Origin of the sequence: Pedobacter sp. Bi126, assembly GCF_918698245.1 — a bacterium.
Classification (GTDB): Bacteria; Bacteroidota; Bacteroidia; order Sphingobacteriales; family Sphingobacteriaceae; genus Pedobacter.
The window spans coordinates 219,456-236,483 of sequence record NZ_CAKKMS010000003.1 but is presented as its reverse complement, the minus strand read 5'-3'; the positions used below and the strand labels follow the sequence as shown (position 1 = coordinate 236,483).

Genomic DNA, 17,028 nt, shown 5'->3' with positions numbered 1-17,028 from the left:
ATACTTGGTTCTCGTTACTTGATACTTAAATCTCAATATCATGAGTACAGGAAATATGAACTTAACGCTAAAAGTTTGGCGTCAAAAAAATAACAATGCCAAAGGTGCTTTGGTAGATTATAAATTGGCCGATATTTCACCGGATATGTCTTTCTTAGAGATGTTCGATGTATTAAACGAACAATTAATAAATAAAGGTGAAGAGCCAGTGGTATTCGATCATGATTGCCGCGAAGGGATCTGCGGAATGTGCTCGATGTTTATCAACGGCCGTCCACACGGACCAAAAGATTTGGTTACTACCTGCCAGTTGCATATGCGTTCTTTCAAAGATGGCGATACCATTGTTGTTGAGCCTTGGAGGGCAGCAGCTTTTCCGGTAGTAAAAGATTTAACCGTAGATCGTTCTGCATTCGATAGAGTTATTGCTGCTGGTGGCTTTATTTCGGTAAACACAGGTAATGCGCAAGATGCGAACAACCTGCCAATCCCTAAAATGCAGGCAGATGCTGCTTTCGAAGCCGCAGCTTGTATTGGTTGCGGTGCTTGTGTGGCAACCTGTAAAAATGCTTCAGCAATGTTATTCGTATCAGCTAAAATCTCTCAGTTGGCATTGTTACCGCAAGGTCAGCCAGAGCGTTACCGCAGGGTGCAGAGCATGGTTGCGCAAATGGATGCTGAAGGTTTTGGTAACTGCACCAATACTGGTGCTTGCGAAGCCGAATGCCCTAAAGGAATCTCTTTGGAAAACATCGCTCGTATGAACCGCGATTTTGCATCTGCAAAATTTATTTCAGAAGAAACCGTTTAAAAAATATACTGTGCACCCAGCTTAACCGCAGGGTTCTTGAGCCTCCACAATGTGGAGGCTTTTTAGTTTTAAAGGGAACTACAAACTAATCATAAAATAGATAAAATAGCTGTTTAAGACACATTATCAGGCTAATACTGGTTAATAGACCAAGAATAAATAATGAATAAATTTTAATGATTTGTTAGCATACTAACGACTAAAACAGATACATATTTAACATTTTCCCGCTGTTATGAAAACATATGAAACTTTATAATTTAAAACCGAAACCTTGCACAACAAAGCGGTCTCGAAATAAAAGTTTGCGAAAGTCGTAATAATCTTATGTTTGCATATTAAAATTTTGCGTATTTAGAAATTTTATTCTGTAATATTTGCATATACATTAAAATTTTTCTAAATTTAGTCTTCCGAGACAGGAGAGAAAACATAAAACCCCGGCAATTTTTGCTGGGGTTTTGTGCTTGGAGAGCATTAATATAAACTGGTTTTACTTCAAGGCGAAATTAATAGCCATGTTGTATTTTACCCTTACGGGTATTCCGTTTTGCAAGGCCGGGTTCCACCGGGGCGACTTGTTCAGTACCCGTACTGCTTCTTTATCCGTTTCTGGTGAAAGGCTTCTGATGATCTGAATATCGGCTAAGGTGCCATTTTTTTCGACTATAAAAGAGGCGAAGACCTTGCCCTTTGTATTATTCCGCTTTGCAGCTTCAGGGTATTTAATTTCATGGCTTAAGTATCTATAGAAATTTGAAATGCCGCCCGGAAACGCCGGCTGTTTTTCAACAGACACAAAATCATAAACTTTGTTTGAATTGTCTTGTGCTTTTGCCTGATTTAAGCACATAGCGATGCCCGTTAGGGCTAAAAAGATTAGCTTTCTCATTGTTTTTTTATTAAATGCTGATTATTTAGTTTTTCTTGGGCGTTGCTTTTGATTTTTTGGTGGTGATAATCACCACTCCATTTTTGCCCTTATCACCATGTAAAGTTATACCAGACGAATCCTTTAGCACTTCTACTGATTCAATAGATTTCGGATCCATGTTTTTTATTTCCGAAACTTCTTTCCCATCCACAACATAAAGCGGTTCTGCCTTCGGGTCGAAATCGCTATTCAATAGATTTCTTAAGGTTATAGACGTATTGGGGTTAGGTACATTTGGTCGAGTGCTAAATCCTGATACTTTCCCTTTTAAATTAGGGTCGTCAATTTTTATCGGAGCGGTTTTAAATTTAGAATTGCTTAAAGAGCCATTTTTGGTTTTAACTTCTATTACCCCAGCAAAACCGTCAGCTCCATACGTAGCTGTTGCTAAACTATCTTTTAAGATGCTTACAGACTCAATATTATTGGGATCAACCTCGCTAAGTGATGATGTGCCCCTTATATACTGTTTATTGCCATCTATTACAATCAAGGGTTCAATGCCAGGGGCAGGTACACCTCTAAGTGTAATTTTGGTTGTTTTTGTGCTATCTGCTTTTTGAGCAAAACCAACTAAACTAAAACCCATCATTAGGGTAAAGGCGATTATATTTTTCATTTTGGTTAGAATTTTCTTTTAAGGTTGAAAAAATTAGAAGTTTTGTCGGTAGTAAGTTCCTTTCCATCCAATTGTTTGAAGGCATTGTTTTTAGATCCTTTACTTGTAATTAGAATTACACCAGCTTTAGCTCTTTCCCCATAAAGATTAACAGCTGCCTGATCTTTTAAAACAGAAATCGATTCTATGTTATTTGGATTTATAGTACTCAACTGGCTATTGTTTGGCAACTTCACACCATCTAAAATGATCAACGCTTCTTGATTTATACCATCCCTAAAGGCGATCCGGTTTGTTGCTATGCTATTTGCTTTAGTTTCTTGTGAGGGGTCATTAAGTGTGAAATTCACATTGATATTGTATTTTACCCTCACGGCTAAGCCATTCTGGATGCCTGGGTGCCATTTTGGCGATTCTTTTAAAACCCTTATTGCCTCTTCATCTGTGCCGCTTCCTAAACCCCTTGTAATTTGGATATCGGATAGTGCACCATCTTTTTCAACCACGAAACTGAGAAAAACTTTACCTTGCACATTATTCTCCAGCGCCATTTTCGGATACCTGATGCTGCCACCCAGATATCTATAAAACTTGCTTATACCGCCCGGAAACTCCGGTTGTTTCTCGATTGAAACGAAATCATATACTTTATCTGTATTTTCAGATTTAATAGAACTGGTTTCTGTTTCAGCGGTTTTAGGAAGATAAGATATGATATTGATCTTGTTCAGATTTACATATCCATCCGATTCAGGTAATAATTTATTCCTGAACTCTTCTGAAGATTCTGGAATTTTAAAACTTACCGTTAAAGCATAATTGCCATCTGCTACAGTTTTAAATCCTTTATAAGATAAAATTGCTTTCATCACTTCTTCATCGCAACCTGCCCCCAGTTCTACATTCGATGTAATATTGGTAACCCTGCCGCTTTTTAGATTAAATTTTATCTGGGCATTACCTTGTACCTCATCACTGCTGGCTGCGCCTGGGTATTTAATATTTCTTAATAGAAACTGGTAAAATCCTTTCCAGTTTGCATCTGTTTTGCCATCAACTGAAATTTTAGGTGCTACAGTTATCTTCTCGGGTGCTGTAACCATGTTTTCTACAATCTCAATTGGTTTCTCTAAAGGGATTTGATCGGTAATGGATAACAACTTTTCATTTTTGCGGACAGTAGCCGACGAAAACACAATCAGAAGGGCAAATAAGGGGATAAAAATTCCATACTTCATAATAGCGATCTTTTTCGACCGCTCTTTATGAAGCATGAAAATTCTTTTTTTGATCAATGATTTTTCTAAAAAGCCATTTGTTAAGGCATTTGGCGAAATGCCGAACGACTTACTGAGCAATAACATGGCATATTCCGCTTTATCACCCTGAAATTCGGCTGCAAGTTCATCGGCTAAAAACTCGTGAATATTTTTAATTGCTTTTTTATAAAGATAAATCACTGGATTTAGCCAGGTTATAATTCCTATAATTTCGAAAAATAAAATATCTACTGTATGCCATTGTTTAATATGTGCTTCTTCATGAATATCAATCACATCCATTTGTGGCAATTCCCGATCAATTACTTTTTTGCCAAAAAAAGAGAAAGCCGAGCCCGCTTTGCTTATTGAGATGAGTTTTTTAACCGCTAATAGGTTAAATACCAATCTACCTAAGAAGAACAAAATACCTGCGCAATAGATGTAAACGAATGCATTCCCCCAGTTAAAACCGGTATTGCGCTCCGTTACAATCGTTGCCTGTGCTAATACGGCTTCCCAATTAACTGAAGTATAAACCTGTTGTGCCGCTCTTTGCTCCGTTAGCCATTCTAAACGGATAAATGGTATAGATAGCGACAAAACGCCCGCAGCTACTAAATAAATGCGGTTTAAAGTGAAATAGGTCTCCTTATCTAACAGTAATTTGTAAAAACCGAAAAAAACAATTAAGTATAAGTTCACCTGTAATAGGTAGTGGGCAAAACTCATTTTGGCTTATGTTTAATTTTGTTAATCATTTTTAAAATTTCATCAACATCACTTAAATCCAGTTTTTCTTCTTTAACGAAGAAAGAGAACATACTTTCTACCGAATTTTCGAAGTAATTGCCTAACAGTTTTTCTGTTGCATGGCGTTTATATTCTTCTCTGCTGATTAGAGGATAATATTGGTGTGCCTTACCGAAGGCTTCGTGACCAATAAAACCTTTGGTTTCTAAAATTCTTATAATGGTTGATACGGTATTGTATGCAGGTTTAGGGAGGGGTAGCTCATCAATAACTTCTTTGACGAATGCTTTTTCCAATTGCCATAAAACCTGCATAATCTGTTCTTCGGCTTTGGTTAAATCTTTAATTTCCATAATAGTTAATAATAATAAGGATGACAGCAAATTACTTTGCCTTAACTAAAGTTAAAACTAATTAGTTAGTTATCCTAATTTTATTGAATAAATTATTAGAAAAATGAATAAAAATGAGTTTTTGCTTCCTTTTAGGAGGTTACTTTGAGAAAAGTAATTAGCTTTAAGTAGCTATTTGACTGAAAAACAGTGTTTAAATCTGTTTCGATAAGGTGTGGAGACTATATGGTAATCAGGTTGTTTTTGATGCCATATACCACTAATCCGGTGCGCGATTTAATATTCAGCTTCGCAAAAAGAGATTCCCGGTAGTTATCTACTGTGCGTGGACTAACAATCATGAGGTCTGCAATTTCCTTATAAGTAAGTTCAGTACTGCAATATTGTAAAAATGTAAGTTCTCTTGCAGAGAATACTGGTTTTTGATCGCTGTCTTTTAGCGCCACCAAAAGTCTGCCCGATACCAGTTCGTTTACATAAAAACCTTTATCTACTATTACTTTAATTGCTGTTAGCAGATCGGATGGGGTTGATTCTTTAAGCATATAGCCTCCGGCACCGGCTTTAAGCATTCCGATAATTGCTTTTTCATCTTCGAGCATACTTAATGCAAGCACATGTACATTCGGATGATTGGTTTTAACCCATTTGGTTGCTGCAAAACCATCCATTACCGGCATATTAATGTCCATTAGCACCAGTTGGACGTGTTTGTGGCTGTTTATTTTAGACTGTAGATCTAATCCGTTTACAGCCTCAAACGTGACATTTATTTCGTCAAATTCTTCCAATAGGCTGGCCAATCCGGAACGGAAAAGCGTGTGGTCATCAACAATAGCGATAGAGATACTTTGGTCTTGCATACAATTAAGGGTATGGAACTTCTATGGAAATGGAAGTGCCTTCGCCTGGAGTCGAATTTAATATTAATTTTCCATTGATCATCTCAATTCTTTTATAAATAGAATTTAGTCCCATTCCCGATTTTTTTGATTTAATTTCTTCGGGGTTAAAACCTACACCATTCTCAATAACCTTTAGATGTAAAGCATTCTTTTCGAGATAAGAATCGATCTGTATATGTTTTGCCCGAGCATGTTTTATAATGTTATTGATGATTTCCTGTAATAAACGAAGAATAATCAAATCTTTATCGGGAGATGTGATCTGCAGGTCAACTAATTGGTTACTAACTTTTAACTCATATGCTCCAGCTTTGTTAAGCCAGTTAATCTCTTGATCTATTGCATGCCCAATGCCATTTTCTACCAATTGTTCGCCATGTAATAACTTAGCCAACTCTCTCAATTCTTTAATTGATTTGTTCACTAGCGCTAAGGAATTGTCGATCTTCTTTTTAGCCTTTTCGCCATCATCTAAATTTACGGAGTTTAAGGTTAAGGTAGTAAGACTGAGCAATTGGCCAACATTATCGTGCAGTTCTGTGGCAATGCTCTGCATGGTCTGATCCTGTACTTCCACACGGGTTTGAAGCATTTCGGATTCAAATTTCTGTTTCATAGCTGCCTTTTCGAGAATGTGATTTTTTCTATACTTTATACTAATCTTAATATAGAATATCAAAAACACGGGCATCAATAAAAAAATCAAAGTAGATATTCCTACTAAGATTGCAATTTGCGTTGTTTGGCTCTGCATATAAAAGAGTAAGCCCAAAGGCTATATAAAGTCCAGTTTAATAGTATGTAGATAGCGTATGTTAGTGGGTAAGGACCAATTTTGATAGATTTAAATAAGCCAAAAAACAAATTACTGGTGGTACTGCCAAAATAGAAGAACAAAACAGCGGTTAGCCACCAAAATTCTGGGTGATACGTAATATCTAAAAGGTGCTCGTCCCTAAGTAGTAAGTAATAATAGTAAAGGCAGTACAGCACAAAAATAACCGACATTACACTTACAGTAATCGAATTGAAAGCAAAAACCCCATTTTTTATAAAAACAGCAAAATATGTGGTGTAGATAATAATGCTGCTAATTAAAAAAATGGGTTTAGGGTTAATGTATTTTTTAAAACAATTATACAATCCATAAGAGATAAAACCGGCCTCAAAAAAAACAAATACATTATATACCCAAAGATTGTTTTTGTATTTAGCACCAATATACTGACCGAAATACTCTGTACAACATACAAATGCAAGATACGCCAAGGTTATAGTCCAAAAACTTTGTTTATCCTTGCTTAGAAAAAATATAGCAATTATTAAACATACAAGTTCAACTGAGGTTACAGGATCTATAATCTTGATCATTCTTTATATTATAGACAAGTTCCATTGCATACTTCAGGGCACATTTCTCCCCTGTTTTCGATATCATCCAGGTCATCTTTGTGTTCGTCATCATTGCTTATACTCGGCAGTGTAGGTACCAATAGTAAGGTATTTCGGCCTTCGTATGTTTTTGGCAAACCTTCGAGTGAGTCGGGGGTGTATTGTCCAAAATAAATTCTCAATCCATCATATTTCCCTTCGCTCATTGATTTTGCTATTTCTAAAATCTGCTCTGCCGGAAACCATACGGCTTTTGTGTAAGATTTTGGAAATTTCCTGGCTTCTTCTGTGTAGGCATTAACCATTGCCTGCGCAACCTTCTTATCGATAGGTTCCGAATTAAATTTTTTGCTCATAAAAGTTAAAAGTTTGATTTGTCTAAAAATCGATAATAATAAGTGTTCTGGCAAGAAATATTTGCAATTAAAATACCGTAAAAACACCCTGTTATTTAGGGCGTTTTGTGCTAACATCGAATTGTGCGGTACCACTACTTTTGGTATACAATAACAGCTGAATAATTTGTGATTGTAAACAATGAATGCCGTGGGTCCTATTAAAACAAATATTTTGGACTTATTTTAAAATAAGTCTAATCTTTTAAGAAAGCTTGATTATAGAAACATTAACCATTTAATTCTTTCAAAAATGATAAACAATATCCTGTTACGGGAAAATCACAGTTCGATCAGCGAAAGGGAAGTTGAAATTGTACACCTGTTATCGATGGGGTACAACAGTAAGGAAATTGGTGAAATGCTTTTTATCAGCGAGCATACCGTTAATACGCACCGAAGAAATATGGTAAGAAAGCTCGATCTTAAAAATTCTTATCAATTAATTGTTTGGGCCTTTAAAGAAAGAATATTATCCTTATAAGGGTTAAAATACGCATAACCTCTCATTCTAAACAGCAAAGCCTGCTATTTGATACTAAAGTCAAATCAGCAGGCTTTTGTTTTTTAATGTCTTTTGCAGTAGCGCCAGCTATTTTATACTCTTTTTGGTGACAATAAAATAGCCGATGATGAAAAGTATCGCTGCGTAAATCAAACTCGTCCATATTTCCTGCGTAAAAACCGGAAAATCCAGCGGATCGCCTCCTTTTTTTACCTTGGTCATCTTTAAAGACAAAGCAGGTAATGAATATGGGATCAGGTAAGCATATTTCCACCCTACATTTGCGGTAATAATGCCCATAATCGTTCCAATAAAGCCAATGCCCATTGGCTTAAGAAAATCGCTCCATAGCAGGCTTAATATGAACTGTAGCGATAAAATGCCTAAAGATGATAAGAATAATTTACCGTAAGAGTTAACCAGGATATTTAACGGGTTGTATTGATTAAAATTAAGCTTAGGCAACAATACCTGTAATAAGTGGCCAAAGGCGTAGGTAAGTGTAGCGAATAAGAATAAACAGATAAATATTAACAACACCGCATACAGGTATTTTGCCGCATAAATCGAAAATTTATTTAAGGGCTGGGCAAATAACATCTTCCAGGTATCGTTTTTATGTTCGATATTATTGACCGAAAAGGCCATGAATATAACATAGAAGGGCATTATCAAAAATCCCATTACGCCGAGTGCCGCACCGCTGTAATGTGCCCATAATACCATTGGAGGATAATGCCTAGCGATGATTTTCTCGGCGTCGGAATAAAAACCAAAGCTGATTAACCCACATATAATAACTGGTAATAATATAGCTGCCCAGAAAGCTAAGGTTTTCCTGGATTTGTAAAATTCTGATACTAAAGAAATATAAAGAGCGTGCATGTTAGTTTGTTTTGGTAATATCAAGGAATAAATTTTCGAGGTCTTTTCTTTGCTGATAAAGACTGCTCACCGTGAAACCATTTTGGATAAGTAATGTATTTAGTTCTCCACTTTTTTGTGATGAAGTAAATGGAATAGTAATTATCCTATCGGTTTTTGCAATAATTTCATAACCCGACTTTGTTAAAAGGGAACTTGCGCTTTCGATCTTGTCGACTTCGATTTCGAGCATAGGTTTGCTCAGTAAATGAAGTTCGTTAATGGTGCCCTGAAATAATAATTGACCTTTGTTTATAATGCCAACATGGGTTGCTGTTCTTTCTATTTCTGCCAATAGGTGGCTTGAAACCAATATTGTTTTTTGGTGTTTAGTAGCTAAATCGATCATGAGGTTCCGGACCTCAATAATGCCATTTGGATCTAAGCCATTTGTAGGCTCATCCAGCAGGAGTAATTCCGGGTCTGAAATTAGTGCTTGCGCAATGCCCAGCCGTTGTTTCATACCTAACGAATATTTACTGGCTTTTTTATTTGCGGCTTCTGTCAAACCTACCAGCGACAGCATTTCATCAGCTTTCGTTTTTTTTATGCCTAACAGAATACAGCGGTTAATGAGGTTTTCTTTCCCTGTTAAATGCCCATAAATGGCTGGCTGTTCTACCAGAGCGCCAATGCGTTTAAGGGTAGCTATGCGATTACTGTTTATTTCTTTGCCAAAGATAAAAACCTGATCGGAAGGCGATTTGAGCAGGTTAAGCAAGATTTTTATAGTGGTTGTTTTGCCAGCCCCATTGGGGCCTAAGAAGCCGTAAATGCTGCCTTTTGGCACTTGTAATGAAAGATCTTTTACAATAACCTGGTTGCCGAAGTTAAAGTTTAAACCTACAGTTTCGATAGCGTATTTACCCATTGTTTCTATTTGAAAATGGCAGTTACCTGTTTCACAACAGAACCAGATGTTTTTGTAGGTTTTACAACTATTTCTGCATCATTCTGATTGGTGCTAACGGTAAGGGTTAAAATAATCATCATAAATACAGGTAATAATAAAAGTAAAAATGGTGATGTGTTTGCTAACTTTTTCATGATCGATAGTTTTATTTGAGCGGTTGCGAAAATACCATCAGTAATTACTGTTTGATTTTTTAAGTTGATTGCTGATGAAGTTTTCATTTTGTTTTCGTTTTGATGATTCAAAGAAACTCAAGAAAAACAACCTGCTAAAATCTATTATACCAAGTGTTCAAGATTCTAGATCAACAGACATTTTTGGCGTTTGTCGATAAAATTTGCCTATTGGGCCGTTGGTAGAAAAAAAATGCCCGTTGGTAGATTGTGTAAGTAAATCGATAAAACTTTATTTATTTTGGATGCATGAAAGAATATGCGTCTATTAAACGGATATCAGCTTTCATAACCATTTAATATATATCTTAATGAAACAAAGTAAGGGGCCTTTAATATTACATGCTATTTTTTGGACAATTATCTTAATGATTATCGTTGGTGGTAATATATTCGATACCACAAAACATACGATGAAAGATTATTTTATCAGCTATGTTGTTTATGGGGTAATCAATATTTCTATTTTCTACATTAATTATATCTTTTTAATTCCTGAATTAATAAAAAAGAGAAAAAAATACCTCATCTATGTTTTAGCATTCTTATTGTTGATTGCTGTATCTGTTGTTGCTAAAACCGCTATTGCGGTATTATATCCAGATGATGTACTGACTACGGTAAGCGCTAAGGGAAAGCGGATGGAAATACCTGTTCATAATTTTGTGATTTTGGTTACGTTCTTGTCGGGCTTTTTCTTAATCTGCAGTTGCATCATTAAATTTACCATCGATTGGTTTGCAAGTGAAAGGATTCAACGTAACTTAGAAAGTGAGCGGCGGGAGATGGAGCTTCAGTTTTTAAAATCGCAGTTAAACCCGCATTTTCTTTTTAATTCGCTCAATAATATCTATTCACTGGCCTATCAGAAATCGGATAAAACTGCCGATGCCATTATGAAGCTTTCGGAAATTATGCGTTACATGATTTATGAGAGCAATACGCCAACGGTAGCACTAAGTAAGGAAGTAGACTATTTAACCAGTTATATCGAATTGCAAAAAATAAGGTTTAAAGATGGCGCCTATATCGAGCTTACCTTAAACGGCGAAATTGACAATCAGAAAATTGTTCCTTTAATGCTGATTTCGTTTGTAGAAAACGCATTTAAACATGGGGTAGTAACCGATCCGGCCGAACCGGTAAAAATTAATATCATTGCCAATCAGAAGATTTTGCATTTTAGTGTAGTAAATAAAAAGAACCAACAGAATAAAGATGCACAGGGAGGAGTTGGTTTAACCAATGTAGAACGACGGTTACAATTGGTTTATCCTGATAGATATAAATTAAATGTTGTAAATTCGGCTACTCATTATACCTGTGAACTGATGATTGACATATAATCCGATAACCAAACATAACCCGGATAAAATCATTAATTAAAATAATAACCTAAAATGAACTTAAACTGTATTGTTGTTGATGATGAGCCTTTAGCGCTTGATATTTTACAGGATTATATTTCGAAAGTACCTTTTTTAACCATGGTTAAAAGGTGCGAAAACCCTATCGAAGCTTTGCAGATTGTTCAGGGCGGAGGGATTGATCTTGTGTTTTTAGATATTCAAATGCCTGAACTGACCGGAATCCAGTTTTTAAAAATTGCTGGCAATAAATGCCACTATATATTAACAACCGCTTACCCACAATACGCTTTAGAAAGTTATGACCTTAATGTTTCGGATTACCTGTTAAAGCCAATTGCATTCGACCGTTTTTATAAAGCGGTAGAAAAAGTACATAATCAGGTAAAACCAACTGAAGCCCCTGCGAGTGTGGCACAGCCCATCGTTACACCTGCACCGTTTTCTGGTTCAGCAAATCCTGTTCAGGATTATATTTTCGTTAAAACAGAACATAAGATCCAAAAAATCTATCTGCATAATATTTTATTTATCGAGGGTTTAAAAGATTACATCTCGATATTTACGAAAGATGAGCGTGTAATTACGCTACAGAGTATGAAGAAGATGGAAGAAGCTTTACCCCAAGGTCAGTTTATCAGGGTACACAAATCTTATATTGTGGCTGTTGATAAAATTGAAAGTATTGAGCGTAGCCGCATTACCATCAATCAAAAAATTATCCCTGTTGGCGATACTTACCGCGATGAATTTTTTAGGGTGATCGGAAATAAGAATATTTAGAGCGTTTGGCATTAGGCGCTTAACCAGTTCAAACAATTAACCTTTTAATTGCCACGGAAGCACAGAAACCACGGAATGATCCTGCTGCGATTGTCATCCTGAGCGGAGTCGAAGGATCTTTAAAGAGATTAATTAAAATTACAAAACAGCAGCCTGCGCCATTGGTTGACCTAAAACTTTCCTGATTTCGTTTTCTACCTCAAGCGTGATATCATTTGGCGTTTTTACGCCCGGTTCTATCGGTTTTAAAACCGTCCATTTTAGCGCATTGCCTGTGGTTAACGGAAACATGCCAAAGCGAACAATTTTCCAAGAATTTTCTATGGCCACCGGAACGACCAAAGCATTGGGTACTACTTTTAATATGGTAGCAATACCTCCAAATTGGAATGTTTTCAGCTGACCATCTTTCGATCGGGTTCCCTCCGGGAAAATAACAGTACTCCAGTTGTTTTCTTTCATTCTACGGCCAAGTTTGATGATTTCGGAAATGGCCTGTTTGTTGTCTTTTCGGTTGATGTTTGCCCCACCGCCTAAACGCAGGTTAATGGATATGGATGGAATACCTTTGGTAAGCTCAATTTTAGAGATAAATTTTGCGCTGTGTTTTCTTAAAAACCAAATTAACGAAGGGATGTCGTACATACTCTGGTGGTTCGCGGCAAAAATAATTGGTCTGTCTGTAGGTAAATCGTATTCATTCTTAAAGCTGATTGAATTGAATAGAAAAATCTGGCAGTAGGTTAGGAAAAAGTTGAGGATATCTACCGAAACTTTATGCGCTTTATAACCAAAAAGCTTAAAGCAAATCCATTGTATAGGATGGAAGATACAAAGTGTTAATCCAAAGAAAATATAAAAAATAGGGCTTAAAATATATCCGAAAAGCTTGCTCATCTGGTTGATTTAATAGATGGCAAAGATAATAATAAATTATTCTGGTTCTTTGAAGATGTATTTTTCTTCGTATTCAATCTCAAACGTTTTTAAGAAGCTGGTGTACTCTTGTAAAAAGGTTTCCTTTTTATGGTGCTGTTCCTGGTTTTGGATGTATTGAATAACTTGTTGAACATGGCTTTTTGAATAAGAGAATGCACCATAACCTTCTTGCCAGGCAAATTTAACTTTACAAAATCTCTGATCGTTAATCCATTTTGAACTTTCTGTTTTTACATTCTGGATCAGGCTGGAAATGGATTGGTGTGGCCGCATACCAATAAAGATGTGAATATGATCTGGCATACAATTGATCTGGATCATTTTATGGTTATTTGCCTGAAATATCCCTGTGATATATTTCAAAAGCCTTTCTTTCCAATCTTTATGAATTAATGAAGCGCGAAATTTAACGGCAAAAACAAATTGAATATGCAATTGGGTGTAGGTATTCGGCATGGCATTTTAAATCATAATCAAACGTTCCTACGGAACGAAAATTGTTGTGTGCAATTTCTACCGGGGAAATGTCCATACTGGACATTAATAATTTTTAGGATGATTTAATATTTAGGGATTGCACTGGCAATTTAAAACAAATGATCTTATTAAATAACGGTTTGATGCATTGTTTTGCGATCTTAAATTAGATATAATTTTTTGAAAAAAGATATAGCATTTTTATTGGTCATGAAACGTTCCTATGGAACGAAAATTGCAATTGTATTATTTCTACTACTACTAGGATTTGTTCCTAAGGAACAGCTTATAGATTTAGTAACAAAATAATAAGTACTTGGAGTAGACAGAGGTGTGCCCATTTTTTTAAAAAGATCTTATAATCATCAGATTGCCCCTAATGTCCCATGGGGACATATGCTGGGTAGAAAAAATATGCAATATTTTTTATGTTCCATTAGGAACATTTGGTGGTTGTCCGAACTACAATTCGCCATTCATTATCATCAGCTTTGCTCTTAAAATTGCGGCAACGCTTATTGAGTCGGTAATTTCTCCATTCAAAACCATTTGATAAGCTTCATCAAAGGGCAATTTTTTTACCATGAGTTGTTCCGTTTCTTCAGGCATCGCGATACCTTGAATTAAACCAGTGGCAACATAGATTATGCTCAGTTCATCACTCACAGAGTTAGATAAATGCATTCTTTGAATCTCTTTCCAGTTTCTGGCACTCATTCCCGTTTCTTCCAGTAATTCCCTTCTGGCGCTTTCTAGCGATGCTTCGTGAAATGGACCACCACCTTCGGGAATTTCCCAGCTGTAAGCGTTTAGGGCATATCGATATTGACCAACCAACCAGGTATTGTAATTTTCATCTAGTGGGAGGATTCCGATCGCCAGGTTTTTAAAATGAACGGTACCATAAATTCCTTTTCCGCCAGAGGGGTTAATCACCTGATGTTCGGTTAATCGGATCCAATTGTTGTCGTACTTTACCTCGCTCTCTAATGTTTTCCAAGGGTTGATCTCTTCCATGGTGCAAGATAAGCAATATGATTTATCTTACTGTGGTTTTGCAGGAGACGGCGGTGGTGGAGTTTTATTTACGGTAATTTTAGTGAAACGATAATTTAGGCTGAAAGTGAAATTCTGCGTGTTATTGGTTGAATAATTCTCCAGCCTGAAATTCTGTCCTTCATTGTAAAAGGTATTGGTTCTGTTCCGTAAAATATCATTAATTGTTACGCGAAGGTTTAACCGGTTACTTAAAAAGACTTTTCTGGCCGAGAAATTAGAAGTAATGGAACCTTTGCTCCGGCCTTGTGCATTGGTATTGTTGGCATAATTTAAGTTCGATTCGAAAGCCGTTTTAAGCGGTAACTGCATCGATAGGCCAATTGCCCCTCTAAAACTCAAACCATCTCGGTTTAGCGAATTGTTTAACTGCGATTTATAATTACTTTGGATCACGCTGAAATTTCCATTGGCCGATATCTTATTGGTAGGGCGATAATTCCCGATTAAGATAAGCGATAGCGAATTATTGGTGCCCACATTATCATAAGTGCTTTCAGATCTGGCTGTATTGGAGCCCGGAATTAACGTTACCGTGCGGTAGCGTTCTATAACTCCTTGACTGGTCGAATAAGAGAGCCGCGGGTTGAATGACCATTTCTGGCCAAAAGCCCCAAAATTAATATCAAACTGGTGGGTGTAAGCTGGCGATAGATTAGGATTCCCATAGGAGATATTAAGTGTATCCACATTATTAACCTGTGGGTTCAAGGTATTTTCTCTTGGCCGGTTTATACGGATGCTATAGGTAGCACCAATATTGTACCGTTTGCGGTAAAATCGATTTAAAGATAAATTAGGGAAAACACTGAGATAAGGTTTTACATTATAATTCTGCCCGGTAGATAAATCGAAAGCTACATCTGTAAGTTCGACCCTAACTCCTGTTTTAACGCCCCAGCCAACCTTCCGGTAGTTGTAGGATACATAAGCAGCAGCTATGTTTTCATTGTATAAAAACTGGTTCGATAATTTGTTGTTACGCACAAACTGTTGCGCTGCAAAATTAAAATTTTCGATTAACAAGTCGTTATCGTTCTTTCTGTAGTTAAAAGCCAGCCCGGCTTCAATGCGGTCGCGTTTATTGAATATTGGTTTTTCGTAATCAAAGGTTACGTTTAGCCCCCTGTTTCCGGTGTTGTTATTATTTTGCTGTAAAGTTGGGGCTGATGTGCTGGGTTGGGCATAAGTGGTGCTATAATCCCTAAAATCGATATTTTTATTGGTGTTGAAATTTAATCCTAAAGATATTTTACCTCCGCTGGTATCGGTCTGAAGATCGTAATCGGCATTAAAAACAAAGTTATTGCTATTGCCTTTACCCGTATTATGCTGGTTGCGGAGGCGGTTCTCTATGCGTTCTTCGCTTAAGTAATGAAGATCGGTTGTAGCATTTGAATTTGAATTATTGAGGTTGTAATTGGTTGATAAGCGCAGGCTTTGCTTTGGACTAATGGTCCAATCTAAACCCATTCTAAAATTTCCACCGTTGTTATGGTTCCGGTAAGCCCCGTATTGGTCATAATAGAAAGTTGTATCGGGAAAAAAGTTTTCGCGGAAATTATGGCTGTCACCTTTCCCAACATTATAGCGATAAGCTGCGCTTCCATTTATAGCATAAGATTTTCCGCGGTAAGAGGCATTGGCGTTGGTATTGCCGTTGCCCTGCAATCCGCTCGAAACACCTACATTACCGTTAAAGCCAACCTTGAAGCCTTTTTTCATTACAATGTTAATGATGCCTTCGCCATCTCCGCTATATTTAGATGGTGGATTGGTAAGGACCTCTATCTTATCGATGGCATCAGAAGGTAGCACATTTAGCAGGTCGACGATGTTAGAGGTCATATAGTCTGAGGGTTTACCATCAATAAAAACCCTCGTACTTCTCTTTCCTGCAATGGTAGCGTTACCATCAATATCTACCTGCACCATTGGTACGTTTTTTAATACATCTGTTGCGGTGCTGCCTTCGGCTAATAGTGTTGAGCCAACATTATAGGTAACACCGTCAGCTCCGAATTCGATAGGTGGTTTTTGGACGGTAATGGTTACTTCCTGCAAAGAATTTTGTTCAGAGGTTAGTTTTAATGCGCCCAGGTTTTTATCAAAATCTTTTTCTGTTATGGCTATTCCATTTACTTTTAATGGGGCATAGCCAACAAAACTTACCCTAATGCTATAATTTCCTGTTTTTAGATTTTTAATACTAAAATGGCCATCCTCATCTGTGGCAGACGTAATTATGGGCTGTTCAGATCCATCGATATAAACAGATATTACTGCCGATGGAATAGATAATCCACCAACTTCTTCAATCACCTTCCCACTGATTACACCTTTTTCTACAGCAAGCGCGGTAAAGGCCTTGAGTAAAATTAATAAGGTAAAGCAAAGCTTAGGTAAAAGTTTTTCCAATATCTGATTAGTTAAAAAAGGTGCTTAGAAATATTTTTTCTAAGCACCTTAG

Annotated in this window: 19 protein-coding genes; 4 read left to right on the top strand and 15 right to left on the bottom strand. The window is 36.7% G+C overall.

The genetic code is table 11. The annotated features are described in order from the left end of the window. Positions 1-40: 40 nt before the first annotated feature. Positions 41-811: a succinate dehydrogenase/fumarate reductase iron-sulfur subunit gene (locus LQ201_RS11170; RefSeq protein ID WP_029278232.1), complete on the top strand. Its 771-nt coding sequence runs from the start codon at positions 41-43 to the stop codon at positions 809-811. A gap of 493 nt (positions 812-1,304) precedes the next feature. Here the strand turns inward: LQ201_RS11170 and LQ201_RS11165 are convergent, their stop codons facing one another. The 8 genes from LQ201_RS11165 to LQ201_RS11130 all read right to left on the bottom strand — a co-directional run bounded on the left by LQ201_RS11165 (position 1,305) and on the right by LQ201_RS11130 (position 7,382). Then, positions 1,305-1,703, bottom strand: coding sequence for an energy transducer TonB (locus tag LQ201_RS11165; RefSeq protein WP_230142368.1), 399 nt, complete (start codon positions 1,701-1,703; stop codon positions 1,305-1,307). Positions 1,704-1,728: 25 nt separating this feature from the next. Next, entirely contained in the window at positions 1,729-2,364 is a 636-nt protein-coding gene (locus LQ201_RS11160) for a TonB-dependent receptor (RefSeq protein ID WP_230142366.1), read from the bottom strand. A gap of 5 nt (positions 2,365-2,369) precedes the next feature. After that, positions 2,370-4,355 (bottom strand): M56 family metallopeptidase, encoded by a 1,986-nt coding sequence (locus LQ201_RS11155; RefSeq protein WP_230142364.1) that lies wholly within the window; start codon positions 4,353-4,355, stop codon positions 2,370-2,372. Further along, on the bottom strand, positions 4,352-4,729 hold the full coding sequence (locus LQ201_RS11150; RefSeq protein ID WP_147227562.1) for a BlaI/MecI/CopY family transcriptional regulator: 378 nt from the start codon (positions 4,727-4,729) through the stop codon (positions 4,352-4,354). The genes LQ201_RS11155 and LQ201_RS11150 overlap by 4 nt, the downstream gene beginning before the upstream one ends. Before the next feature lie 221 nt (positions 4,730-4,950). Then, on the bottom strand, positions 4,951-5,592 hold the full coding sequence (locus LQ201_RS11145) for a response regulator transcription factor (protein WP_230142361.1): 642 nt from the start codon (positions 5,590-5,592) through the stop codon (positions 4,951-4,953). Between the two features lie 4 nt (positions 5,593-5,596). Then, entirely contained in the window at positions 5,597-6,250 is a 654-nt protein-coding gene (locus tag LQ201_RS11140; protein ID WP_230142359.1) for a sensor histidine kinase, read from the bottom strand. Between the two features lie 104 nt (positions 6,251-6,354). After that, the gene (locus LQ201_RS11135; protein WP_230142356.1) at positions 6,355-7,005 is read right to left on the bottom strand and encodes a hypothetical protein; all 651 of its coding nucleotides are present in this window, start codon (positions 7,003-7,005) and stop codon (positions 6,355-6,357) included. 8 nt (positions 7,006-7,013) lie between these two features. Next, complete coding sequence (locus LQ201_RS11130; protein ID WP_230142354.1) at positions 7,014-7,382, bottom strand: hypothetical protein; 369 nt, start codon at positions 7,380-7,382, stop codon at positions 7,014-7,016. 292 nt (positions 7,383-7,674) lie between these two features. Between LQ201_RS11130 and LQ201_RS11125 the strand changes: the two genes are divergently transcribed. Beyond that, complete coding sequence (locus LQ201_RS11125; RefSeq protein ID WP_057931491.1) at positions 7,675-7,905, top strand: response regulator transcription factor; 231 nt, start codon at positions 7,675-7,677, stop codon at positions 7,903-7,905. A 108-nt stretch (positions 7,906-8,013) separates the two neighbouring features. Here the strand turns inward: LQ201_RS11125 and LQ201_RS11120 are convergent, their stop codons facing one another. From LQ201_RS11120 to LQ201_RS11110, 3 genes are read right to left on the bottom strand one after another with little or no spacing between them, the layout of a single operon-like run. Next, entirely contained in the window at positions 8,014-8,811 is a 798-nt protein-coding gene (locus LQ201_RS11120) for an ABC transporter permease (protein WP_230142352.1), read from the bottom strand. A 1-nt stretch (position 8,812) separates the two neighbouring features. Then, positions 8,813-9,721: an ABC transporter ATP-binding protein gene (locus LQ201_RS11115; protein ID WP_230142350.1), complete on the bottom strand. Its 909-nt coding sequence runs from the start codon at positions 9,719-9,721 to the stop codon at positions 8,813-8,815. 5 nt (positions 9,722-9,726) lie between these two features. Continuing rightward, positions 9,727-9,984, bottom strand: coding sequence for a hypothetical protein (locus LQ201_RS11110; RefSeq protein ID WP_230142348.1), 258 nt, complete (start codon positions 9,982-9,984; stop codon positions 9,727-9,729). 263 nt (positions 9,985-10,247) lie between these two features. Here LQ201_RS11110 and LQ201_RS11105 point away from each other — a divergent pair, with 263 nt between their 5' ends. Beyond that, a complete protein-coding gene (locus LQ201_RS11105) occupies positions 10,248-11,282 on the top strand; it encodes a sensor histidine kinase (RefSeq protein ID WP_230142347.1) in 1,035 nt (344 codons plus the stop codon). 54 nt (positions 11,283-11,336) lie between these two features. Continuing rightward, a complete protein-coding gene (locus LQ201_RS11100; RefSeq protein WP_230142345.1) occupies positions 11,337-12,086 on the top strand; it encodes a LytTR family DNA-binding domain-containing protein in 750 nt (249 codons plus the stop codon). A gap of 138 nt (positions 12,087-12,224) precedes the next feature. Here LQ201_RS11100 and LQ201_RS11095 read toward each other — a convergent pair whose 3' ends face one another. From LQ201_RS11095 to LQ201_RS11080, 4 genes are all read right to left on the bottom strand, one after another. After that, positions 12,225-12,983, bottom strand: coding sequence for a 1-acyl-sn-glycerol-3-phosphate acyltransferase (locus LQ201_RS11095; RefSeq protein ID WP_230142343.1), 759 nt, complete (start codon positions 12,981-12,983; stop codon positions 12,225-12,227). A 36-nt stretch (positions 12,984-13,019) separates the two neighbouring features. Then, positions 13,020-13,481 carry an IS200/IS605 family transposase gene (tnpA, locus tag LQ201_RS11090; protein WP_230142341.1) on the bottom strand — a complete coding sequence of 154 codons (462 nt, stop codon included), beginning with the start codon at positions 13,479-13,481 and terminating at the stop codon, positions 13,020-13,022. Positions 13,482-13,964: 483 nt separating this feature from the next. After that, positions 13,965-14,519 (bottom strand): NUDIX hydrolase, encoded by a 555-nt coding sequence (locus LQ201_RS11085; RefSeq protein ID WP_230142338.1) that lies wholly within the window; start codon positions 14,517-14,519, stop codon positions 13,965-13,967. Positions 14,520-14,546: 27 nt separating this feature from the next. Further along, positions 14,547-16,976, bottom strand: coding sequence for an outer membrane beta-barrel protein (locus tag LQ201_RS11080; protein WP_230142336.1), 2,430 nt, complete (start codon positions 16,974-16,976; stop codon positions 14,547-14,549). Positions 16,977-17,028 lie beyond the last annotated feature (52 nt).

Bases quoted from the DNA above. Each gene is read 5' to 3' on its own strand.
- LQ201_RS11170 (WP_029278232.1), top strand. From the start codon at position 41: ATGAGTACAGGAAATATGAACTTAACGCTAAAAGTTTGGCGTCAAAAA.
- LQ201_RS11165 (WP_230142368.1), bottom strand. From the start codon at position 1,703: ATGAGAAAGCTAATCTTTTTAGCCCTAACGGGCATCGCTATGTGCTTA.
- LQ201_RS11160 (WP_230142366.1), bottom strand. From the start codon at position 2,364: ATGAAAAATATAATCGCCTTTACCCTAATGATGGGTTTTAGTTTAGTT.
- LQ201_RS11155 (WP_230142364.1), bottom strand. From the start codon at position 4,355: ATGAGTTTTGCCCACTACCTATTACAGGTGAACTTATACTTAATTGTT.
- LQ201_RS11150 (WP_147227562.1), bottom strand. From the start codon at position 4,729: ATGGAAATTAAAGATTTAACCAAAGCCGAAGAACAGATTATGCAGGTT.
- LQ201_RS11145 (WP_230142361.1), bottom strand. From the start codon at position 5,592: ATGCAAGACCAAAGTATCTCTATCGCTATTGTTGATGACCACACGCTT.
- LQ201_RS11140 (WP_230142359.1), bottom strand. From the start codon at position 6,250: ATGAAACAGAAATTTGAATCCGAAATGCTTCAAACCCGTGTGGAAGTA.
- LQ201_RS11135 (WP_230142356.1), bottom strand. From the start codon at position 7,005: ATGATCAAGATTATAGATCCTGTAACCTCAGTTGAACTTGTATGTTTA.
- LQ201_RS11130 (WP_230142354.1), bottom strand. From the start codon at position 7,382: ATGAGCAAAAAATTTAATTCGGAACCTATCGATAAGAAGGTTGCGCAG.
- LQ201_RS11125 (WP_057931491.1), top strand. From the start codon at position 7,675: ATGATAAACAATATCCTGTTACGGGAAAATCACAGTTCGATCAGCGAA.
- LQ201_RS11120 (WP_230142352.1), bottom strand. From the start codon at position 8,811: ATGCACGCTCTTTATATTTCTTTAGTATCAGAATTTTACAAATCCAGG.
- LQ201_RS11115 (WP_230142350.1), bottom strand. From the start codon at position 9,721: ATGGGTAAATACGCTATCGAAACTGTAGGTTTAAACTTTAACTTCGGC.
- LQ201_RS11110 (WP_230142348.1), bottom strand. From the start codon at position 9,984: ATGAAAACTTCATCAGCAATCAACTTAAAAAATCAAACAGTAATTACT.
- LQ201_RS11105 (WP_230142347.1), top strand. From the start codon at position 10,248: ATGAAACAAAGTAAGGGGCCTTTAATATTACATGCTATTTTTTGGACA.
- LQ201_RS11100 (WP_230142345.1), top strand. From the start codon at position 11,337: ATGAACTTAAACTGTATTGTTGTTGATGATGAGCCTTTAGCGCTTGAT.
- LQ201_RS11095 (WP_230142343.1), bottom strand. From the start codon at position 12,983: ATGAGCAAGCTTTTCGGATATATTTTAAGCCCTATTTTTTATATTTTC.
- tnpA (WP_230142341.1), bottom strand. From the start codon at position 13,481: ATGCCGAATACCTACACCCAATTGCATATTCAATTTGTTTTTGCCGTT.
- LQ201_RS11085 (WP_230142338.1), bottom strand. From the start codon at position 14,519: ATGGAAGAGATCAACCCTTGGAAAACATTAGAGAGCGAGGTAAAGTAC.